We start from the raw sequence: 21,769 nt of genomic DNA, 5'->3' as shown, positions 1-21,769 counted from the left end.
CAACAGGATAACTATTCATGCAGGACGCTTTTGCGCAAGTATTGAGCTATGCCCTGGGGGTCTGGCGTCATCGCTGGCTGGCCCTGGGCATTGCCTGGGTGATTGCCCTGGCAGGCTGGGCCTATGTCTGGCAGATGCCTGAATCCTATGTCGCCAGTGCCAGGGTCTATGTCGATACCAATTCCGTGTTGCGGCCGCTGATGCGCGGCCTGACGATCACGCCGGATATCGACCAGCGCATCCGGATGATGAGCCGTACGCTGCTCAGCCGTCCCAACCTGGAAAAACTGGCGCGCATGACGGACCTGGACCTGCAGGCCACTACCGAGGCCCAAAAGGATGCGTTGATCAAGCGGCTGGAAAACTCCATCTCCCTGTTGGGCAATAGGGGCAATGCTTCGCTGTACTCCATCTCGGTCAAGGACAGGGATCGCGAGACCGCGCGGCGGATAGCGCAATCCCTGATCACCGTCTTTATCGAAACCTCCATGAGCGACAAGCGCCAGGACAGCTCCGGTGCCAAGACCTTTCTGGAGCAGCAACTGGCGGAATCCGAAGCGAGGTTGATTGAGGCTGAGGCCCGCCTGGCCAACTTCAAGCAGCGCAATGTCGATGTGCTCCCCGGGGAGCAGGGTGACTATTACAGCCGCCTGATGAATGCACGCAGTAACCTTGAGCAGGCCCGGTTGCAGCTGCGGGAAGTCGAGAACCGGCGGCTGGAGCTGCAGCGCCAGATCGCCGGTGAGGAGCCCGTGTTCATAGCCGGTGGTTCCTCTGCCGCTGTGGACTCGCCCATCGGCGAGCGCATCCAGGCCCTGACCATGCAAATGGACAACTTGATGTCCCGGTATACGGAGAAGCATCCGGAAGTGCTGCGCCTGCGCGGCCTGATCGCCGAGCTCGAAGCGGAGCAGGAAGCGGAATACAGCATGATGCGCGAAGCCTCCGGGTCCCGCTTTGGTAACCTGCCCAACAACCCGGTCTACCAGGGCATGCGTTCCATGCTGGCCGAAACCGAGGCCCAGGCCGCGGAATTGCGGGTACGGGTAGCAGAATATGAGCGCCGAGTGGAAGAATTGGGACAGAAGGTCAACCAGATTCCGGAAGTCGAGGCGGAACTGAAGCAGCTCGACCGCGACTACAACGTGATTGCCCGGCAGCATCAGGAAATGCTGGAGCGCCGGGAAGCCGCACGACTGGCGGGCGATGTAGAGAATACCGCCGGCGATGTCACCTTCCGGGTTATCGATCCACCATTTGTGCCACGCACACCCAATGAGCCCAACAAGCTGCTGCTGAATGCTGGCGTGCTGGTGGTTGCCCTGGGTGCGGGTGGCGCCCTCGCGCTGCTGCTGTCGCTGCTCTATCCGATGGTGACCGATGCGCGGATGCTGGCCAATACCACTGGCTTGCCGCTGCTGGGGACTGTGGCGTGGAACAAATCCGCTGAGGAAAAACGCAGCGATGTGTTGCGGCTGGCCAGCTTCAGTATCTGCAGCGTGGCCCTGCTGCTTGCCTTTGCCGGGGTACTGGTTGTACCCGGTTTCATTGCCTGATGCCGACCGGACCGGAAGCCAATAACCATGCCAAACCCTGAGTCCAGCCGATCGCCGACGAACCGGAGCCGCCAATGAGCATTATCGAGAAAGCCCTCGGCCAACAAAAGGAACAACAGGCTGCGCCGCAGTCTGCCGAGGGGCAGCACACCGTCGAGCGAGCGGGCAGTGACGCCATGGAGTCTACTGCAGCCGCCACCCATAAATCCATGCGGGCGCGGATGGATGATACGCGGCCGGCCGAGAGCCGCAGCGCCAGGCCCCGGATCGAAATACCCTTCGATCTACTGCATCACCAGGGTTTCCTGACGCCGGCGACACCGCGCAGCGCCATTGCGGAAGAGTTTCGTACCATCAAGCGTCCGCTGCTGAAAAACATCGCCGGACAGGCGCCGACGCCGATCGCCAACGCCAACCTGGTGATGGTCACCAGCGCACTGCAGGGCGATGGCAAGACGTTCTCCTCGCTCAACCTGGCGATGAGCATCGCGATGGAGCAGGACAAGACCGTATTGTTCGTCGACGCGGATGTGCTCAAAGCCACCGCCGGTGGCTGGCTGGGCGTGGCCCCCGATACACCCGGATTGATTGACATTCTGAAGGATGAAAATGTCAGGCCGCAGGATGTGATCCTGCACACCAATATGGACAAGCTGCGGGTACTGCCCGCTGGCACAGCGGATGAACACGCCACCGAGTTGCTGGCCAGCGCGAATATGCATGAGTTGATGCTGGAGTTGTCGGAACGCTATCACGACCGGGTCATTGTCTTCGATTCCCCGCCCTTGCTGCTGACCACTGAGGCCGGGGTGCTGGCCAGTTTCATGGGCCAGATTGTGTTTGTGGCCTCGGCTGACATCACACCCCAGCACGCGGTCGAGGAAGCGCTGGAGCACATCGGCGAAGACAAGATGGTGGGGTGGTGCTCAATCGTGCCTCGCGGCGGCGGCTGCGCCTGTTCGGCAAGGGCTATGGCTACGGCTATGGCTACGGCTATGGCTACGCCTATGGCCAGCGGACGCGGCCCGAGCAGGTGGTTGCCCCGTGAAACTTCGTCAGTTCATTTTTAGCGGTATTTTCGGCAGCGTTCTCGCACAGGCAGCAATAGCCGCCGATTGGCAAAGAGAGGCCGGTGTATCCGTGGGCGGTTATTATTCGGACAACGTCTGTCTTGCCAACCGTGACAAGGAAAGCAAGTGGGTTACTACGGCGCGCCCCGACCTGACCCTGCGTGGCCAGGGCGCGAGGGGCAACCTGTCACTGCGCGCCGCGGCCGAATACAATTCCCTGGGGAACAGCAGCACTCGTTGTTTCGGGGGGCAGCCGGGCTTGACCAACCGCGAAGCGGTGGTGCCCAGCCTGCGTTTTGTGGGCGATTACGAAGCCCTGCGCAACTGGTTGACCCTGGAGGCCGATGCATTCGCAGGCCGCAATGCCATCGACCCGTTCGCACCGGGCGGCAGGGATAACGTCAGTGGCCGCGAGAACACCAATATCACTTACAGCTACAGTGTTGGCGCAGTGATTCAGCGGCGCCTGCTGCGCAACACCGACCTGCGCTTGCGCTATCGCTACAACGAGCAGTTCAATGCGGTGGATGTATTCGGGGACAGCGCCGAAGATCGGGTCGAGTTTGATCTTGGCACCGATCCTGCCGCCAGCCGCCTCAGCGCTGGCGTCAGGGCACGCTACAGTGAGGTACGCTACGAGGGCACTGAGATCAGCCCGCCGTTCGACAATGAACTGGCCTCGGCTGAAGTCTGGACCGCACTACAGCTCACCAGGTCCTGGCAGGTCAATGGCCTGGTGGGCGAGGAGTGGAACGAGTTCACCAGTGCACTGGACGATATCGACGGCTCCTACTGGGATGTCGGCATCCGCTGGGCGCCCAACGACCGTATTGAGGTCGGTGTCGGGACCGGTGAACGCTTTTTCGGTAGCACCCCACGGCTGAACCTGAGTTATCGGCACAAACGCAGTGAGTTGAGCGCGACCTATACCCGTACCCTCACCTTCCCGCGCAACCTGCGAGCCGATGATGACGGTACCTTCGACCCGGATGATCCCTTTGAACCCGGCCCGGGAGAATTGCCCGGCGATCCACTGCCGGGTGGGCGGCCGACCTTTATCGGCAATACCCCGATTCTCGACGAACGCTTCACCCTGCGTTATCGCTTTGTCGCGCGGCGCACAACGATTGTCCTGAGCGGCTCCGATTCGCAACAGGAACGCACCGAGGATGGCGGTGAGGCAAGATTCAGCAGTACTGATCTCACGCTGTCGCGGAACCTGTCCCGCCAGTTGACCGCGAACCTTCGCCTGGGCTGGTACGAACGCGACGGCGAGGGCGGCAATATAGGCCAGTTTGGAGAGGACACCAGGGGTTGGCGGGCCAGGTTGGGCTTCTCGCGGGAGGTGGGCGTGGATACCACATTCAGTCTCTCTTACCGGTTTGTCAGCCAGGAATCCGATTTTGCCCTGAATGATTACGACGAGAACCGGATAACGTTCACAGTAAGACACGGCTTCTAGGACTCCCCTATGCAACACAGCACCCACCTGCCGCACATTCTCTGTGTCGTGGGCGCGCGGCCCAATTTCATGAAGATCGCGCCGATCATGCGCGCGTTCAGCGCGCCTGGCAGTGGCCTGAGTGCCAGTCTGGTCCACACCGGCCAGCACTACGATGCGGCGATGAAACATGCATTCTTCGAACAATTGCATATTCCCGAACCGGATGTGGACCTGGAGGTGGGGTCGGGCAGTCATGCCGAACAGACCGCACAGATCATGCAGCGCTTTGAGCCGGTGCTGGATGAGCGCAAGCCGACCGCCGTGCTGGTGGTGGGGGATGTCAACTCGACCATTGCCTGTGCTCTGGTAGCCGTCAAGAAACAGGTGCCGGTGATGCATGTGGAGGCGGGGCTGCGCAGCGGCGATCGCAGTATGCCGGAGGAGATCAACCGCATTCTCACCGACCAGCTGTCCGATCTGCTGTTTACCACGGAGGCCGGTGCTGCCGCCAATCTGCAGCGCGAGGGCATCGGCTCCGACAAAGTGTTTTTTGTTGGCAATGTAATGATCGACACGCTGCGCTACAACCTCGCCTCGGCGGTACCGGCCCGGATCACGCTGGAGGGTGTCGAGGGTGCGCAGTTGGAGAGGGCTGTCATGGCCGACAACTATGGCCTGCTCACATTGCACCGGCCCTCGAATGTGGATGACCCGGTGGTGCTGAAGCGCCTGTTGTCGGTACTGGTCGAGACCAGCCGGCAGACACCACTGGTTTTTCCTGTCCACCCCCGCACCCGGGCCCGTATTGCTGCGGCCGATTTGGATGCGCTGCTGGCGAAGGGCAATATTCTGCTGTTGCCGCCCCAGGGTTATCTGGAGATGCTGGGGCTGATGCGCGATGCGCGCCTGGTGCTGACCGATTCCGGTGGTATCCAGGAGGAGACGACGGCACTGGGGGTGCCCTGCATCACGCTGCGCGAGAGCACCGAGCGACCAATTACCGTGGAACAGGGCACCAACACGGTGGTGGGTACTGATCCGGCGGCTATTCGTCGCGCCTGTGAGGAAATTATCTCGGGTCGAGGCAAGGCGGGCCGCCAGCCTGAGTTATGGGACGGCGCCGCGGCCCAGCGCATCGCCGCAGTCATTCTCGACTGGTGCCGGGGAGCCAGGGCAGCATGACCGTGTCCATTCCGGAACAGGTCAACGCGATGACTGTGGATGTGGAGGATTACTTCCAGGTCTCTGCCTTTGAGCGCCACATCCAGCGCAGCGCCTGGGACAGCACGCCGATGCGGGTGGAGGCCAATGTAGACCGCATCCTGGCCCTGTTCGAACAGAACGGGGTCAGGGCCACCTTCTTTACCCTGGGCTGGGTGGCAGAGCGCCACCCAGCCATGGTGCGGCGCATTGTCGCCGCCGGCCACGAACTGGCCAGCCACGGCTGGGAGCATATCCGGGTCACGACCCAGCAGCCCGAGGCATTCCGGGAGGATGTTAGCCGCACCAAATCCGTGCTGGAAGATATCGGCGGCGTGGCAGTCAGCGGCTACCGCGCGGCCAGCTATTCCATCGGCGCCGGCAATCTGTGGGCGCTGGATGTGCTGGCGGATGCAGGCTACGTCTACAGCTCCAGCATCGCGCCGATCAGGCACGACCTGTACGGCATGCCAGAGGCCCCCCGCTTCGCCTTCGCCGCGGCAGGCGGGCGCCTGACCGAGATCCCGGTGACTACGCTGACCCTGGCCGGACGCAATATCAATTGTGGCGGTGGCGGCTGGTTCCGCCTGTTCCCCTACGGATTTTCGCGCTGGGCGCTGCGCCGAATCAACCGGACCGAAGGGGAGAGCGGCCTGTTCTATTTCCACCCCTGGGAAATCGACCCGCAGCAACCGCGGCCTGAGGGCCTGCCCGCCCGCACCCGGTTCCGCCACTACCTGAACCTGGGCCGCATGGAGCAGCGTTTGCAGCGGCTGCTGGGAGATTTTCGCTGGGACCGCATGGACTGCGTGTTCGGCTCTGTCATTGCCGCCAACCAGGCGGCAGCCGGGGATGGGGCCGCAGCGGCCAGCTGGCCAGCCGCAGGCGGGCGCGAGGCCCGTGTATGACGGTATCAGTACGCAGCTGTACTGCTGAAGACGAGCCGGCCTGGGAGGCCTTTGTCCGGGACTGTCCCCAGGCAACCTTTTTTCACCGCTACGGCTGGCAGCGTGTGCTGCAGCAGGCCTTTGGCCACCGGAGCCATTTCCTGCTGGCCGAAGCAGACGGCCAGGTGGTGGGTGTGTTACCGCTGGCGGAAGTGCGCAGCCGGCTGTTTGGCAACAAGCTGGCCAGCCTGCCGTTTTGCGTGTACGGCGGTATTGCTGCCAGCTCAACGGCTGCCGCGGCCGCGCTGCGCAGCGCGGCCTGTGAGCGTGCCCGGGCACTGGGAGTCGATGCCCTGGAACTGCGCAATCTGGAACCGTCGGCCAGTGGCTGGCCGGTCAAGGATCTCTATTACACCTTCCGCAAGCCCATCGACGCGGACAACGAGGTCAACCTGAAAGCCATCCCCAACCGGCAGCGGGCGATGATCCGCAAGGGCATCCAGGCCGGGCTGGAGAGCGAGGAGGTTGCGGGCACAGAACGCCTGTACCGGGTCTACGCCGAGAGCGTGCGCAACCTGGGCACACCGGTATTCAGCAGGCGCTATCTGGATCTGTTGTGGGAGGAGTTCGGCGATGACTGTCGGGTGCTGATGATTCGCGAGGGCGGCGAAGACGTGGCCGGCGTGATGAGTTTTTACTTTCGCGGTGAGGTGCTGCCCTACTATGGCGGCAGTATCGCCCGGGCCCGCCATATCAAGGGCTGCAATCACTTCATGTACTGGGAGCTGATGCGGCGCAGCGCGGAGGAGGGCATGGTCAGTTTCGATTTTGGCCGCAGCAAGCGCGATACCGGGCCCTTCGACTTCAAGAAGCACTGGGGCTTCGAGCCGCAGCCTCTGCCCTACGAGTATTTCCTGGTGCGCGCCGAGAGTATCCCCGACGTCAATCCCAATAACCCCAAATACCGTCTGCTGGTGGATGCCTGGCGACGCCTGCCGCTGCCGGTGGCGAACCTGATCGGGCCGCCGTTGGCGCGCAGCCTCGGATAACCCTGCTTATGACGGCGACCGGAATTGGGTGCGACGGGGTGCAGGAAGCGCCTGGCGGCGGCAAGCCGGCTTTGCTGTTTCTGTGCCACCGGATTCCCTATCCCCCGAACAAGGGCGACAAGATACGCTCCTTTCACCTGCTGCAGCATCTGAGCCGGCATTTCGATATCTACCTGGCCAGTTTTGTCGACGACCCGCAGGACTGGCCTTGGGCAGTCGAGCTGGAACGCTATTGCCGGGCGGTCTTTCTGCGCCCGCTGCGGCCCTGGCGCGCAACCCTGCGGAGCTTGAGTGGCCTGCTGACTGGTCAGGCGCTGTCGATACCGTATTACAGCGACCGCACCCTGAGGCAATGGGTCGAGCAGGCAGTGCTGGATCACGACATCCGTCACGCCATAGTCTATTCCTCTGCCATGGCCCAGTTCCTGCCGGCCCAGGGCCGGGATTTTACGCGCAAGGTCATAGATTTTGTCGATGTTGACTCCGACAAATGGCAGCAGTACGCGGCACAGAAGCCACCGCCGATGAGCTGGGTGTACCGGCGCGAGGCGCGCTGCCTGCTGCGGCTGGAACAGGAGCTGGCCCAGCGCTTCGACGCCGGGCTGTTTGTATCCTCGGCAGAGGCGGCCCTGTTCCATGAGTTGTCGCCGGAGACGGCCCACAAGATTGGCTATTACAACAACGGTGTCGACTGCGACTACTTTGATCCCGGTCTCGACCCAGCCCGGCTGCCTGACAATCCCTTCCCGCAGGACAGCCTGCCGCTGGTGTTCACCGGCGCGATGGATTATTGGCCCAATGTGGATGCGGTGACCTGGTTTGTCCGCGGCATACTGCCGCAGTTGCGGCGCAGTCATCCGGCGGTGCTGTTCTATATCGTGGGCGGCAACCCGGCACGCTCAGTGCAGCAACTGGCGCGGGAGCCAGGTGTGACCGTCACCGGCAGGGTGGAGGATGTACGCCCCTACCTGCAACACGCACTGGCGGTGGTGGCGCCGATGAGGGTCGCGCGCGGCGTCCAGAACAAAGTACTGGAAGGTATGGCGATGGCACGTCCGGTGCTGGCCAGCAGCAAGGGGCTGGAGGGGATCGGGGCCAGCCACGGCGAGCAGGTGCTGCTGGCGGACACGGCCGGAGACTATCAGCGGTTGCTGGCAGAGGTAATCGAGGGATTGCATGACGAGCTTGGCAGCCGGGCCCGCCGCTGGGTCCAGCGGGCCTTCAACTGGGACCAGAATCTGCCGGAGGTTGTGCTATTGCTCGGACAGCCCAGCTCGGCGCCGGAATACGTCAGGACCCAGAGTGATGATTGAACCGAATCACAGGACGGATGCTACCGACCCGCGGCGTGGCGGGTTGCTGGCTGTCATCGTGGCAGTATACAGCGTGGCAGTCATCGCCCTGTATCACGAGACCGCTGCCTCAATGCTGCGGACCTGGCAGGTGTCTGAGACCTTTGCCCACGGTTTCCTTATCGTGCCGCTCAGCCTGTGGCTGGTCTGGCGCCTGCGGCGGCAGTTGCCTGTGGCCTCGGCCCGACCCCAGCCCTGGGCGCTGGTTTTCACCTTCGGCGGCAACCTGGCCTGGTTACTGGCCTACCTGGTGGATGTGCTGGTCCTGCAGCAGCTGGCATTGGTCGGCATTATCATCACCGGCATCTGGGCCATTCTGGGCACCGCGCTGACGCTGCGGCTGGCATTTCCACTGGGCTTCCTGTTTCTCGCCGTGCCGATGGGAGAGGGACTTATTCTGCCGATGATGGAGCTGACCGCCGACACCACCGAATGGCTGGTGCGCGCCAGTGGTGTTCCCGTCTATCGAGAGGGCATGTACCTGTCATTGCCCTCCGGGGACTGGTCGATTGTGGAGGCCTGCAGCGGTGTGCGCTACCTGATCGCTTCCTTCACTCTGGGCCTGCTCTATGCCCACCTCACCTATCGCAGCCACTGGCGGCAGGCGGCATTCGTGCTGGCTTCCATTGTAGTGCCGATCGTCGCCAACAGCCTGCGCGCCTATTTCATCGTCATGCTGGGCCACATCAGCGACATGCGGATCGCCACCGGTGTCGATCATCTGATTTACGGATGGGTATTCTTCGGGATCGTGATGTTGCTGCTGTTCTGGGTGGGTGGTTTCTGGCAGGAGTCCGGCCACGCGGAGGATCAGTCAACTGCCAGCGGCGCTGCGATCCGCGGGACTGCGCGCACCGGCAGCGCATTTCTGCCGGTGCTGGTCCTCGCCATGGTGGTGGCGGGTCTGGGGCCGCTGGCATCCCTGTGGCTGGAGCGCGGCGAGGATGACCAGCAAATACCCGTGGCGCTGAGCGCCCCGCCGGTGGCGCCTGCATGGCGCGAGACAGAAGCGCCGCGCTGGGATTGGGCCCCTGATCAGCGCGGCGCTGATCGCGAGCTGAGCGTCTATTACCAGGCCGCTGCGCCGGTCGGCCTGTTCCTGCACCAATACCTGCAGCAACGGCCGGGTGTGGAACTGGTGCAAGGCGTGCAGTCCTGGCGCTCGGCCAGCGGTGCCTGGAAAGTCAAGTCCCGCAGGAGTTTTGCAACCGACTTCGAGGCCGTGCGCGAGGTCGACGAAGTTGTGCTGACATCGGGGCGCGATCAACTGCTGGTTTGGGCCTGGTACCGGATCGACGACCACCATACCCACAATCCGTATTATGCCAAGCTGCTGGAGGCTAAACAGCAGCTTCTGCAAGGAGAGCGTGAAGGAAGCCGGTTGTTCCTCGCCACTGCCGCAGGGGATGACCTTGCCCCGGCCCGGGATTTGCTGCGCCAGTTCCTGGAGGCGCATCTGGCCGGGATAGAAACCATTCTGGAAAACTCCCGGACCACGGGCGAGGCGGTGCCATGAATGGCGGATCGGATGGCCCACACCGTTAACGCTGATTCCGTCCCGCTGGTAGTCCATATTATCTATGCGCTGGGTACGGGTGGGCTGGAAAATGGCCTGGTCAATATCATCAACCGCAGCCCCCCCGGTCGCTACCGGCATGCGATTGTGTGCCTGAGCCATGCAGAGGACTTTGCCCGCCGTGTGACCGCGAACGATGTCGAAGTGGTGGAACTGCACAAGCGCCCCGGCCACGACCCGGGCATGTACTGGCGGCTGTGGCGGACTCTGCGGCGCCTGCGGCCGGCCATTGTCCACACCCGCAACCTGGCGGCGCTGGAAACCCAGGCCCTGGGCCTGTTAATGCCCGGCTGCCGCCGGGTGCACGGCGAACACGGCCGCGATGTGAGCGATCTGGATGGCAGCAACCCGAAGTACCGCTGGCTGCGCCGCGCGCTGCGGCCGTTGATTCACCGTTTTATCGCGGTCAGTCGCGACCTCGCCGACTGGTTGGTGGACAGTGTGGGCATTCCGGCGCCGAAGGTGACGCAAATCTACAACGGGGTCGATCACCAGCGCTTTACAGCGCGCTGGCAGGCGGGCACCACCGGATCGGGCCCGGCCACTGCGGTACCGCGATGCTGGCCCGCCGATGTTCCGGCTGGATTTGCCGCGGGGGGCGACTGCCGTGTGATCGGCAGCGTCGGACGGCTGGCCGCGGTCAAGGACCAGCGCCAGATTCTGCGTGCATTGCAGCACATTTTTGCTGCCCACCCCGAGCAGCGCGCCGGGCTGCGCTGTATACTCGTCGGCGATGGACCGGAACGCCGGACTCTGGAAACTGAAATAGAGGCCCTGCAATTGGACGACTGTGTCTGGCTGGCCGGCGACCGGGAGGATATTCCGGCACTGCTGGCCTGCATGGACATCTTCCTGCTGCCATCGCTGGGCGAGGGCATTTCCAATACCATCCTGGAAGCCATGGCTATCGGTCTGCCGGTAGTGGCAACCCGGGTAGGCGGCAATCCCGAGCTGGTGCAGGATGGGGTTACGGGCCGGTTGGTACCGGTGGCCGACGCCGCTGCGCTGGGGGAGGCCACAGTGGCGCTGCTGCGCGACCCGGCACTGTGCGAAGCCATGGGGCGGGCGGCCATCGAACGGGTACAAAGGGATTTTGACTGGGAGCGCACCGTGGCGGACTACCTGCGGGTCTACGACGAACTGCTGCAGCGCCCCCGGCTGCAACCAGCAACGGGCGGAAATTGAATATATGTGTGGTATAGCCGGTATTTTTGATCTGCGGGAACAGCGCGAGCCCGATCGTGACCTGCTGGCGGCGATGAACCAGAGCCAGTTCCACCGCGGTCCCGATGAGGGCGGCCTGCATACCGAAGCCGGCATCGGCCTGGCCCACCGGCGCCTGTCCATCATCGACCTGGCCTCCGGCCAGCAGCCGATGTTCAGTGCCGATGGCAATCTCTGCGTGGTCTACAACGGCGAGATCTACAATTTTCGCGAGCTGGCCGCCGAGCTTGCGGCCCTGGGCCATGTATTCCGCACCCATTGCGACACCGAGGTCATCCTCTACGCCTGGCAGCAGTGGGGCGAGCGCTGTGTCGACCGTTTCCGTGGCATGTTCGCGTTCGCGCTGTACGACCGCGCGGCCCGCAGCCTGTTCCTGGCCCGCGACCGCTTCGGCATCAAGCCGCTGTTTTACAGTGTGTTGGCCGATGGCCAGCTGATATTCGGCTCTGAGCTGAAAGTGCTGAAGGCCCACCCCGCGCTGCCGCGCCAGCTGGAGCCACAGGCGGTGGAGGACTACTTCGCGCTGGGTTATGTGCCGGAACCCAAGACCATCTACCGCGACGTCTACAAGATGCGCCCCGGCCACAGCATGCTGTTCCGGCGGGGCGAGGCGGTGCCGCAGCAACAGCAGTACTGGGATATCCCCTTCCAGCCGGTGGCGGTCGCGAGCGCGGCCGACCTGCAGGACGAACTGGTGGCGCGCCTGCGCGAGGCGGTGCAGGTGAGGCTGGTGGCCGAGGTGCCGCTGGGTGCGTTTCTGTCCGGTGGCGTGGATTCCAGCGCGGTGGTGGCGATGATGGCCCAGCTGCAGAGCGAGCCGGTCAACACCTGCGCGATCGGCTTTGATGTCAAGCAGTTCAATGAGACCGAATACGCCGCCCAGGTAGCCCAGCGCTACCACACCAACCATTTTGAAGAGACCGTGGGCAGCGACGACTTCGACCTGCTGGACCAGCTGGCGGGACTCTACGACGAACCCTATGCCGACAGTTCCGCGATTCCGACCTACCGGGTCTGCCAGCTGGCCAAGCGGCGCGTCACGGTGGCGCTGTCGGGCGATGGCGGTGACGAGCATTTCGCCGGCTACCGCCGCTACCGCTGGCACATGAATGAGGAGCGGTTGCGCTCGGCTCTGCCGCTGGGCCTGCGCCGACCCTTGTTCGGCGCGCTCGGCCGGCTCTATCCCAAGGCGGACTGGGCACCGCGCGTATTCCGTGCCAAGACCACCTTCCAGGCCCTGGCCCGCAATTCGGTGGAGGCCTACCTGCATTCGGTGTCGATCTGCAGTGACGAGCAGCGCGCCGCGATGTTCAGCGACCAATTGAAGCGGGAGCTGCAGGGCTATTCGGTGCAGAGCGTGTTCGACGAGCACGCCGCCAACAGTCCCACCGATGACCCGCTGTCGCTGATCCAGTACCTGGACATGAAGACCTACCTGGTCGGTGACATCCTCACCAAGGTTGACCGCGCCAGCATGGCCCACGCGCTGGAGGTGCGGGTGCCCTTCCTGGATCACCCCTTCACCGAGTGGGTGTCGGGCCTGCCGGCAGACTGGAAACTGCGCGGCCAGGAGGGCAAGTATCTGCTGAAAAAATCACTGGAGCCGCACCTGCCCAACGACGTGCTGTACCGCCCCAAGATGGGTTTTGGCGTTCCGCTGGGCAAATGGTTCCGCGGCCCGTTGAAAGAACGTCTGCGCCGCGACCTGCTGGAAGGCGAGCTGCCCGCCACCGGGCTGTTCAACCAGGCCTACCTGGAACGGCTGGTCAATGAGCACCAGTCCGGCCGCCGCGACCACAGCGCGCCGCTGTGGTCACTGCTGATGTTCCAGGCGGCGATCCGCGACGACCATTTTGCACTCACCGGGTAATGGGGTGACGATGCGTATCCTCCATGTGCTGGACCACTCCATCCCGCTGCACAGCGGCTACACCTTCCGCAGCCGCAATTTGCTGCGCGGGCAGCATGCACTGGGCTGGCATACGGCCCATGTCACCGGGCTCAAGCAGGGTCCGGCCACGGCGCTGGAGGAGGATGTGGACGGCCTGCACTTCTACCGTACTGCCGCCGATGGCGGCATGCTGGCGCGGCTGCCCCTGCTGAATCAGTGGGAGGTGGTGAGCACCCTGGCAAGGCGCATCGAACAGGTGGCCGCGATTGAAAAGCCCGATCTGCTGCACGCTCACTCGCCGGCCCTGAACGGGCTGGCCGCGCTGCGCGCCGGCCGCAAGCTGGGTTTGCCGGTGGTCTATGAATGCCGTGCCTTCTGGGAGGATGCCGCGGTAGACCACGGTACCAGCAGCGAGGGCGGCCTGCGCTACCGCCTGACCCGAGCGCTGGAAACCCATGTGTTCCGGCGCGTGGATGCCGTGACCACGATCTGTGAAGGCCTGCGCGCCGAGATTGCCAGCCGCGGTATTGCTGCCGGCAAGATAACCGTGATTCCGAACGCCGTGGACACGGACAATTTCACCTTCGGTGCCTCCGCGCGCCCGGAGCTGCAGCAGCAACTGGGCCTGACAGGCAAGACGGTGCTGGGCTTTATCGGCTCCTTCTATGCCTATGAGGGCATCCCGTCGTTGCTGCAGGCGCTGCCCGGGCTGTTGCGTAGCAATCCGGAGCTGCGCCTGCTGCTGGTGGGTGGCGGTCCACAGGAAGCGCTGATCAAACAGATTGTTGCCGAACAGGGCCTGGCCGAGGCGGTCATCCTGACCGGCCGGGTGCCCCACGATCAGGTGCAGGACTACTACAACCTGGTGGATATCTTCGTCTACCCCCGATTGCCGATGCGGCTGACCGAGCTGGTGACCCCGCTGAAACCACTGGAAGCCATGGCCCAGGGCCGGCTGGTGGTGGCCTCGGACGTAGGCGGCCACCGTGAACTGATTCGCCACGGCGATACAGGCATGCTGTTCGCGGCCGCTCAGCCGGATGCCCTGGCCGCCGCGGTGGCGGACCTGTTGGCGCGGCGCGACGACTGGCAGGGCATGCGCGACCGGGGCCGGGCCTATGTCGAACAGGAGCGTACCTGGACCGCCAGTGTCAGCCGCTACCCGGCGGTATACGGGGCGCTGTCATGAGTATCGCAACCATGCGTCTGGGCCTGGTGGGGCCGGTGCCCCCACCCAACGGCGGCATGGCCATGCAGACCCTGCAGCTGCAGCGTTTGCTGCGGGCAGAAAATATCGATGTGAGCCTGCTCGCTACCAATGCACCGATCCGGCCGGCATTCCTGGCGCGGGTACCGGGCCTGCGCGCGCTGTGCCGGCTGCTGCCCTACCTGTTTGCGGTGTGGCGGCTGGCCGGAAGGGTGGATGTGATTCACCTGATGGCCAACTCGGGCTGGTCCTGGCAGTTGTTTGCGGCGCCGGTACTGTGGCTGGCCCGGTGGCGCGGCACACCGGTGATCGTCAACTACCGCGGTGGCGAGGCCAGGGAGTATTTCCGGCGTTCATTCGCCCGGGTGCGGCCCTCGCTGCGGCTGGCAGCCGATGTGGTGGTCCCCTCCGGCTATCTGCAGGCGGTGTTCAACGAATTTGGCCAGCGCAGCCGGGTGATTCCGAATATCATCGACCGCGAGCTGTTCCGGCCCGTGCCGCCGGGCGAGCCCGCTGAGGGTGATGCCAGCGCGGGTACAGCTTGTGGCGAGCGCCTTCACACGCTGGTGATCACCCGCAACCTGGAACCGATCTACGGTATCGATACTGCGATTCGCGCGCTGGCACGGGTACTGGAGACGCGGCCCGGGGTGCGTCTGCGGATCGCCGGCAGCGGCCCGGCCGAAGGGGCGCTGCGGACGCTTGCGCGGGAGCACGGTGTGGCTGACCAGGTCTGCTTCGAAGGGCGGCTGGACCGCGACGACATCGTCGCGCTCTATGCCGGCGCCGATGCCATGCTCAACCCCACCACCGTTGACAATATGCCGAACTCGGTGCTCGAGGCCCTGGCCTGCGGTCTGCCGGTGATTTCCACCGACGTGGGCGGCGTACCCTATATTCTGACCCACGAGGAAACGGGCCTGCTGGTGCCGCCCCGGGACGAAACTGCGCTGGCGGCGGCGATACTGCGGCTGCTGGACGATACCGCGCTGCAACAGCGGCTGCGCGGCAACGGCCTCGCGCAAGTGGAGGCCTACGCCTGGCCCAATGTGCGGCAGCAGTGGCTGCAAGCCTACAGTGAGGCCTGTGTGCCGGCCCGGAGGGTGGCCGCATGAGCCTGTACCAGAAACTGGTGGCCGGACTGCTGTTGCCGCTGCATGAAAAACTGAAGGGCCACGACACCATTGCCGTGCACAACGCGATGGAAAAGTCCCAGTGGCTGAGCCCCGAGCAACTGGCGCAGTTGCAACTGGACAATCTGCGCCGCTTCCTGCTGCGCATTGGCAGCACTGTGCCCTACTACGAGGCCCTGTTCGCCCGGCTTGGTTTTGATCCGGCGGAGCTGACTTCGCTGACGGATCTGCAGCGGCTGCCGCTGACCGACAAGGCCACCATCCGCGCCCACACCGAGGACCTGAAGGCCCGTGGCGCCAGCGGCCTGAAGCGCTTCAATACCGGTGGCTCCAGCGGTGAACCACTGATCTTTTACCTGGGCAATGAACGTGTCAGCCACGATGTGGCCGCCAAGCGCCGTGCGACCCGCTGGTGGGGAGTGGACATCGGTGACCCGGAAATAGTGGTCTGGGGCTCGCCCATCGAACTGGGCGCGCAGGACCGGGTCCGGCTGCTGCGCGACCGGCTGTTTCGCACCGAGCTGCTGTCTGCGTTCGAAATGTCCGAGGCTAATCTGGCCCGCTTCGTCCAGCGCATCCGCGACTGCCGCCCGGCGATGCTGTTTGGCTACCCGTCATCGTTGGCGCTGATAGCCGATTACGCCCGGGAACAGGGCGTGCCGCTGGACAATCTGGGCATCAAGGTGGCCTTCGTGACATCGGAGCGGCTGTACGACCATCAGCGCGAACGTATCGAGCAAGTATTCGGCTGTCCGGTGGCCAACGGCTACGGTGGCCGCGACGCCGGTTTTATCGCTCACGCCTGTCCTGAAGGCAGCCTGCATATTACCGCCGAGGACATGGTGCTGGAGATCGTCGATGGCGACGGTACTGTCCTGCCGCCCGGGGAGAGTGGCGAGATTGTGGTGACCCACCTGTTCACCAGTGAATTTCCTTTCGTCCGCTACCGCACCGGCGACGTCGGCGTACTGGGCAGCGAGCCCTGTGCCTGCGGCCGGGGTTTGCCGGTACTGGCCAGCGTCGAGGGCCGGGCCACGGATTTCGTGACCGCGGCGGACGGCACCGTACTGCACGGCCTGGCATTGATCTATGTGCTGCGGGATATCCCGGGGGTAGATGAATTTCGCATTGTGCAGGAGAGCCTGCAGCAGACGCGGGTTGAAGTGGTCGCTACCGGCGCGGTCGACCGTAGCGACCTGGCGCAAGAAATCCAGCGCCAGTTCCGCCAGCGACTGGGTGCAGAGGTAGAGGTCCCGGTGGAATACCTGGAGGCGATCCCACGGGAACAATCCGGCAAGTTTCGCTATGTTGTCAGCAAGGTGGCTACCCGATGATAGACAGCCTGTACCTGCTGGTAGCGGTGATCGCCGTGTGTTATCTGTTCTACTGGTCCAACGGGCAGGACGATGAATAATGCGTGACCTGCTGCTCGTCGGCTTTTTGTTCGTGGCCATCTATTATTCCTTCAAGCGGCCTTATATTGGCGTGGCCGCCTGGGCGTGGATAGCGCTGATGGCTCCAGCCGAGTGGGCCTTCGGATTTTCCCAGACTTTTCGCCTGAACCTGACCATTGTGGTGGTGACTGCGCTGGCCTATTTGTTTGCGAGCCGGAAGCCGGCCTTTCAGATGAATGCCCTCGGCTTCTGGGTGCTGGCATTTGGCCTTTGGACGCTGGTGACCACCGCCGCCAGCCTCAATTCCGATCCCGCCTGGGTATGGAGTTACTGGACGCAGTTCCTCAAGATATTGCTGCTGTTTTTCTTCGTTACCCTGACTATCAGCAAGCGGTTGCATATCGACACCCTCGTGTGGGCACTGGTGCTGGCGATCTCCGCCTACGCGGGTATGGAAGCGGTGAAGTTTGTGTTGTCCGGCGGCAGTCACATGATCCGCGGACGGCCTGGCATCATTGCCGACCGCAATGATCTCGCGGTGGCGATCAATATGTGCATTCCGCTGGTGATCTACCTGATCCAGACCACGCAACACAAGTGGCTGAAACTGGGGCTGATGGGGCTGTTGTTCCTGAACGTACTCAGCGTGATCGGCACCTATTCCCGCGGCGGGTTCATTGGCCTGACAGTACTGGCCTTTGCATTCTGGTTGAGGTCCCGCCACAAGGTGGTGTTGGCAATCGGGGCACTGTTGTTCCTGCCACTTCTGTACGAGAGTACGCCGGACGATTGGCAGGAGCGGCAGGCCACCGTCTCCACGGCGGCAGAAGAGGACGGTTCCTTCATTGGCCGAATATGGGCATGGAAGGTCTCTACCCTGATAGCGCTGGATTATCCGCTGACCGGCGGCGGCTTTCGGGCGGTAACAGAACCTCATTTGTGGAACTACTACGCGCCCTACACACCCGAGTTCTCGCCCCTGGAGAGTCCGCCCATTCCGGAACACATCAAGCCCAAGGCAGCGCACAATATCTATTTCCAGGTATTGGGTGACCACGGCTTCATCGGCCTCGGGATATTCCTGCTGTTTCTCGCGCTGGGTCTGTTCGGCACCATTAAAAATGCCCGGCTGGGCAGGCAGCAGGAGGAGGACTCCTGGTACCGCCAACTGGCCAGTGCCCTCACTTTGTCCATGGTGGGCTTCGGGATTACTGGCGCGAATGTGAGCCTGGCCTATTTTGATTTACTGTACGCGATACTGGGTATTATTGCGGTGATGAGCATGCGGCGGGAACAATTGCTGCCGGCTTGCGATACCGGTGTCAGGACCCGCTCCCGACCGCGGTTGAGGAGGGGCTGAACCAGTGACTGACAGCCACCCAACGACTCCGCGAACGCCCGAGCAAAACACCCGAGTACACAACAAGGTGTATTCAGGCTCCGGGTTCATGGTGATCACCCGCATGAGTATCAAGTCCATTGGTCTGATCAGCTCGGTGGTGCTGGCCCGGCTGCTGGTGCCTGAGGATTTCGGCTTGGTCGCGATTGCGATGGCCATCTACGCATTCATTGAGCTGTTTGGCGCCCTGGGACTGGGGACTGTGCTTATCCAGCGCCAGTCCAGTAATACCGACGACTACAATACCGCCTGGACATTCACCTTTGTGTTTGGTTTTTTTGCGGCCGCGTGCATGGCGGGGCTGGCGCCCTTGGTAGCCGATTTCTATCAAGAGCCGCGGCTGCAAAATGTAATCTATGTAATCTCACTGGCCAGCATTTTCTCCGGTGCCGCCAATATTGGCGTGGTGAATTTCCAGAAAGACATGGACTTCAGGAAGGAGTTGCGTTATCAGCTGATTCCAAAGTTGATCAGTTTCTTCATTACCCTGACCCTGGCTCTGGTCTACCGCAATTACTGGGCGCTGGTACTGGGCACGGTGTCCAGCCAGCTTATCAGGCTGGTGTTCAGCTATATAATGCACCCCTTCAGGCCCCGGTTTGGCTTCAAGTCCTTCAACAAGCTGTTCAGCTTTTCCCGGTGGTTGTTACTGAACAATGTGTTGCTGTTTCTCAATGAGCGTTTGAGTGGGTTGCTGGTCGGGAGCATGTTGTCAACTTCGGCCGTCGGCTTTTTTTCGCTGGGGAGGGAAATTGCGGTGCTACCGACTGCGGAATTGGCCAAGCCGATAAACAGGGCCACATTCCCCGTATATGCTCGCTTCAAGGATGATTTTGTCGAACTGCGGCGCGCCTACCTGAATACCTCTGCAATGACGGTCGCTCTTACCATGCCGGCCGCGTTGGGTATAGCGCTGCTTGCGCCGTTGCTGGTGGAGGTAGTGATGGGCGCCAAATGGCTGCCGATGGCGCCGCTGATCCAGCTATTTGCGATAGCAGGCGTACTGGGCAGTCTGACGGTGAACAACAGCTATGTTTACATGGCTTGTGGCAAGCCCAATGTCATGTTCACGATCAATCTCCTCCGTACCATGTTGTTTTTTGCGCTGTTCTTTCCCTTGATCGACAGCAATGGCCTGATCGGCATCGGTCAGGCCCGGCTCGCAACAACATTGATTGCACTGAGTGTAGTGCAGGGGATCATGCTTCGCTTTCTGCAACTTTCGTTTACCGCACTGCTGTCTGCATTGCTCCGGCCGGTCGTCTCCTGCGCCGTCATGGCCCTGGTGGTAGTGCTCTTGCAGCGGACCCAGATAGTTGAGGCCCAGTGGTTGCGGCTGCTAGTACTGGTGGTGGCCGGAGGAGCGAGCTACTTTTTCGTCAGCATGGCGACGTGGTATGCGCAACGCCGCCCCGATGGCCTGGAACGCGCCGTGCTGGACTGGCTGGCGTCATGGCGACAGGCGAGACGATGAACGATCAGGAGTCCGGCTGGGTGGTGCCACGGTTGGAAGCCCAGCGGGTGCTTGATTCCCTGCAGAGTCCGGTACAGAGCGTCGCCGGGTATACGACACTCGAGGTCCTGCAGCAGCAGGCGCGAGACCGAACCGCGTACCAGGCGTACCATGCCGTGCCGGAACTGAAGCATACGCTAACGGGCATTGTCGAAAGGTTCGGCGAACCGGCCCGGATGCAAATGATGCAGGCTTTGCTGGCGAGCTTTATTCGGGATTTCAATGCGGAGGAACTGCCCTTCCGAATTACTGAGGACGTCCAGGCCTTGTACCAGCAGAGCTTCATGCGAATTCTGGCCGCACCGGCCGGGCACTGGCAGATCGATGATATCTTTTTCAAGGATCTGGCGCTGGTCAGTGGCTATCTGTTTCCCGCCGGTGAACGGGTGATCGAGCCATTCTCCGCGCTGCAGCGGTCGCTGGCCCTGACTGGGGGCGCGCGTCAGGGATGGCGGTTCGTCAGGGCTTGCCTGGCAGCCGGGGGCAACCGGCCGGTTTTTCGGCTGCATGTGCATCTGTCGGAAGCGCCGAGCCTGAGCGCACAGAGCTGGCGCCTCACCTGCATCCGGCTGGCGCGGATGCTGCGCATCAACCCCGGCATCAAGGGTATCGCCGGCGCTGCCTGGTTTTATGACCCCGCGGTGGTTCAGGTAAGCCCTCACCTGCATTTCATCAATGATATGCTGGCCGGGCAGGGTGCCAGCTGGTTTTTCTCTCATATCGAGGGCGAGAACAGCGGAGCCCTGATCAGTTCCACCACCCGGCAACAGGCCTACGCTGCAGGCCGCTATGTTCCCCGCAATTACTCCATGTTCTGGCCGCGCCGCTGCGCGTTGCGATGGCTGGAAACACAGCAGGTGGAACCGTGAAGCGCCTTGTGCTGCGTCTTTGCAAATTCCTCGGGCTGTTTGCCGTGGCGGCGCGTCTGACGGCTACCCGTCCCCGTATCCTGTGCTACCACGGTATTGCGCTGGAGGACGAGCACGAGTTTCGCCCCGGCCTGTTCATGCGTGCTGGTACCTTTGCCCGGAGGATGGCACTGGTGCGACAGTGGGGCTTCGAGCCGGTGAGCCTGGACGAAATGTATCGGCAGGGCAAAACCGGAAAATATCAACCCTATACCCTGACGATCACGATCGATGATGGCTGGGCCGGAATAGAGCAGGGCATGATGCCGGCATTGCGGGAACACAGCTTCCCGGCCACCCTGTATCTGTCTACCTATTTCGTGGAGGCGCGCAGGCCCGTCTTCAAGGTGGCCGCGTCCTACCTGTTCTGGAAGCACGGCCGGGATTTTGTGATTCCCGCGGACAGCTGCATCAGGCCTTACAGCCAGAGGTCCAGCCTCGACGAAGACCAGCTGCTGGCGCTGGCCAAAACCATGGGATCAGAGTTTGAGCAACCCATATTGGAGGAACTGGGCAGATATTTTGGCGAGTCCATCGCTGACTGGGAGGCGACCGGCAAGTTCATGTTCCTATCCAGTACGAGCGTACAGAAGCTGGCGCAACAGGGGCTGGCCATTGAACTGCACACGCACAAACATCGATTCTCCGAGGTCGGCGTCGATGAAGCCAGAGGGGAGATCGACCGTAATCGCGAGAGCATCCACCGTATCGTGGGCGTCAGGCCGCAGCACTTTTGTTATCCCAGGGGGGAATACAGCAATGAACAACTGGAGGTGTTGCAGGATCTGGGCATACACACCGCCACCACTACCCGCAATGAACTGGTGGCACGTGATGACGCTCTCTATGAGTTGCCGCGCATCATGGACGGCGAAGGAACCAGTGACCTGGAGTTCGAGGCGGAGCTGAGTGGTTTTATGAGCCTGCTGCGGACGGGCCGTGCCTGCTTGCCGGGAGGACGATGAA

General features: G+C 62.7%; 17 protein-coding genes. All 17 read left to right on the top strand.

Annotated features, from left to right (window positions below; translation table 11 throughout):
• Positions 1-17: 17 nt before the first annotated feature.
• The 17 genes from G3T16_RS04305 to G3T16_RS04225 all read left to right on the top strand — a co-directional run bounded on the left by G3T16_RS04305 (position 18) and on the right by G3T16_RS04225 (position 21,768).
• Positions 18-1,556, top strand: coding sequence for an XrtA system polysaccharide chain length determinant (locus G3T16_RS04305; protein WP_163493977.1), 1,539 nt, complete (start codon positions 18-20; stop codon positions 1,554-1,556).
• A gap of 74 nt (positions 1,557-1,630) precedes the next feature.
• The gene (locus G3T16_RS04300; protein ID WP_197911888.1) at positions 1,631-2,626 is read left to right on the top strand and encodes an XrtA-associated tyrosine autokinase; all 996 of its coding nucleotides are present in this window, start codon (positions 1,631-1,633) and stop codon (positions 2,624-2,626) included.
• On the top strand, positions 2,601-4,088 hold the full coding sequence (locus G3T16_RS04295; protein ID WP_197911887.1) for a TIGR03016 family PEP-CTERM system-associated outer membrane protein: 1,488 nt from the start codon (positions 2,601-2,603) through the stop codon (positions 4,086-4,088). The genes G3T16_RS04300 and G3T16_RS04295 overlap by 26 nt, the downstream gene beginning before the upstream one ends.
• Positions 4,089-4,097: 9 nt before the next feature.
• Positions 4,098-5,252 carry a non-hydrolyzing UDP-N-acetylglucosamine 2-epimerase gene (gene wecB / locus G3T16_RS04290; RefSeq protein WP_163493976.1) on the top strand — a complete coding sequence of 385 codons (1,155 nt, stop codon included), beginning with the start codon at positions 4,098-4,100 and terminating at the stop codon, positions 5,250-5,252.
• Complete coding sequence (locus G3T16_RS04285; protein ID WP_232059261.1) at positions 5,249-6,178, top strand: XrtA system polysaccharide deacetylase; 930 nt, start codon at positions 5,249-5,251, stop codon at positions 6,176-6,178. Before wecB ends, G3T16_RS04285 begins: the two co-directional genes overlap by 4 nt.
• A complete protein-coding gene (locus tag G3T16_RS04280) occupies positions 6,175-7,206 on the top strand; it encodes a FemAB family XrtA/PEP-CTERM system-associated protein (RefSeq protein WP_163493975.1) in 1,032 nt (343 codons plus the stop codon). Before G3T16_RS04285 ends, G3T16_RS04280 begins: the two co-directional genes overlap by 4 nt.
• A gap of 38 nt (positions 7,207-7,244) precedes the next feature.
• Entirely contained in the window at positions 7,245-8,519 is a 1,275-nt protein-coding gene (locus G3T16_RS04275) for a TIGR03087 family PEP-CTERM/XrtA system glycosyltransferase (protein WP_197911886.1), read from the top strand.
• Positions 8,512-10,074 (top strand): exosortase A, encoded by a 1,563-nt coding sequence (xrtA, locus tag G3T16_RS04270; RefSeq protein WP_163493973.1) that lies wholly within the window; start codon positions 8,512-8,514, stop codon positions 10,072-10,074. The genes G3T16_RS04275 and xrtA overlap by 8 nt, the downstream gene beginning before the upstream one ends.
• Positions 10,075-11,319, top strand: a complete 1,245-nt coding sequence (locus tag G3T16_RS04265; RefSeq protein ID WP_197911885.1) for a TIGR03088 family PEP-CTERM/XrtA system glycosyltransferase — start codon at positions 10,075-10,077, stop codon at positions 11,317-11,319.
• 4 nt (positions 11,320-11,323) lie between these two features.
• Complete coding sequence (locus tag G3T16_RS04260) at positions 11,324-13,228, top strand: XrtA/PEP-CTERM system amidotransferase (protein WP_163493972.1); 1,905 nt, start codon at positions 11,324-11,326, stop codon at positions 13,226-13,228.
• A 10-nt stretch (positions 13,229-13,238) separates the two neighbouring features.
• Positions 13,239-14,438, top strand: a complete 1,200-nt coding sequence (locus tag G3T16_RS04255) for a TIGR04063 family PEP-CTERM/XrtA system glycosyltransferase (RefSeq protein ID WP_163493971.1) — start codon at positions 13,239-13,241, stop codon at positions 14,436-14,438.
• Positions 14,435-15,571, top strand: coding sequence for a glycosyltransferase family 4 protein (locus tag G3T16_RS04250; protein ID WP_163493970.1), 1,137 nt, complete (start codon positions 14,435-14,437; stop codon positions 15,569-15,571). Before G3T16_RS04255 ends, G3T16_RS04250 begins: the two co-directional genes overlap by 4 nt.
• On the top strand, positions 15,568-16,923 hold the full coding sequence (locus tag G3T16_RS04245; RefSeq protein WP_163493969.1) for a phenylacetate--CoA ligase family protein: 1,356 nt from the start codon (positions 15,568-15,570) through the stop codon (positions 16,921-16,923). Before G3T16_RS04250 ends, G3T16_RS04245 begins: the two co-directional genes overlap by 4 nt.
• A gap of 79 nt (positions 16,924-17,002) precedes the next feature.
• Positions 17,003-18,343, top strand: a complete 1,341-nt coding sequence (locus tag G3T16_RS04240) for a putative O-glycosylation ligase, exosortase A system-associated (protein WP_163493968.1) — start codon at positions 17,003-17,005, stop codon at positions 18,341-18,343.
• 4 nt (positions 18,344-18,347) lie between these two features.
• Entirely contained in the window at positions 18,348-19,856 is a 1,509-nt protein-coding gene (locus G3T16_RS04235) for a lipopolysaccharide biosynthesis protein (protein ID WP_163493967.1), read from the top strand.
• The gene (locus G3T16_RS04230; protein WP_163493966.1) at positions 19,853-20,764 is read left to right on the top strand and encodes a hypothetical protein; all 912 of its coding nucleotides are present in this window, start codon (positions 19,853-19,855) and stop codon (positions 20,762-20,764) included. Before G3T16_RS04235 ends, G3T16_RS04230 begins: the two co-directional genes overlap by 4 nt.
• Positions 20,761-21,768, top strand: coding sequence for a polysaccharide deacetylase family protein (locus G3T16_RS04225; RefSeq protein ID WP_163493965.1), 1,008 nt, complete (start codon positions 20,761-20,763; stop codon positions 21,766-21,768). The genes G3T16_RS04230 and G3T16_RS04225 overlap by 4 nt, the downstream gene beginning before the upstream one ends.
• The last annotated feature ends 1 nt before the right edge of the window (position 21,769 follow it).

The sequence above is a fragment of the Kineobactrum salinum genome (assembly GCF_010669285.1).
GTDB lineage: Bacteria > Pseudomonadota > Gammaproteobacteria > Pseudomonadales > Halieaceae > Kineobactrum > Kineobactrum salinum.
The sequence above is the reverse complement of the archived record's forward strand: the minus strand, read 5'-3'. Positions and strand labels throughout refer to the sequence as shown.

Bases quoted from the DNA above. Each gene is read 5' to 3' on its own strand.
- G3T16_RS04305 (WP_163493977.1), top strand. From the start codon at position 18: ATGCAGGACGCTTTTGCGCAAGTATTGAGCTATGCCCTGGGGGTCTGG.
- G3T16_RS04300 (WP_197911888.1), top strand. From the start codon at position 1,631: ATGAGCATTATCGAGAAAGCCCTCGGCCAACAAAAGGAACAACAGGCT.
- wecB (WP_163493976.1), top strand. From the start codon at position 4,098: ATGCAACACAGCACCCACCTGCCGCACATTCTCTGTGTCGTGGGCGCG.
- G3T16_RS04285 (WP_232059261.1), top strand. From the start codon at position 5,249: ATGACCGTGTCCATTCCGGAACAGGTCAACGCGATGACTGTGGATGTG.
- G3T16_RS04280 (WP_163493975.1), top strand. From the start codon at position 6,175: ATGACGGTATCAGTACGCAGCTGTACTGCTGAAGACGAGCCGGCCTGG.
- xrtA (WP_163493973.1), top strand. From the start codon at position 8,512: ATGATTGAACCGAATCACAGGACGGATGCTACCGACCCGCGGCGTGGC.
- G3T16_RS04265 (WP_197911885.1), top strand. From the start codon at position 10,075: ATGGCGGATCGGATGGCCCACACCGTTAACGCTGATTCCGTCCCGCTG.
- G3T16_RS04260 (WP_163493972.1), top strand. From the start codon at position 11,324: ATGTGTGGTATAGCCGGTATTTTTGATCTGCGGGAACAGCGCGAGCCC.
- G3T16_RS04255 (WP_163493971.1), top strand. From the start codon at position 13,239: ATGCGTATCCTCCATGTGCTGGACCACTCCATCCCGCTGCACAGCGGC.
- G3T16_RS04250 (WP_163493970.1), top strand. From the start codon at position 14,435: ATGAGTATCGCAACCATGCGTCTGGGCCTGGTGGGGCCGGTGCCCCCA.
- G3T16_RS04245 (WP_163493969.1), top strand. From the start codon at position 15,568: ATGAGCCTGTACCAGAAACTGGTGGCCGGACTGCTGTTGCCGCTGCAT.
- G3T16_RS04240 (WP_163493968.1), top strand. From the start codon at position 17,003: ATGCGTGACCTGCTGCTCGTCGGCTTTTTGTTCGTGGCCATCTATTAT.
- G3T16_RS04230 (WP_163493966.1), top strand. From the start codon at position 19,853: ATGAACGATCAGGAGTCCGGCTGGGTGGTGCCACGGTTGGAAGCCCAG.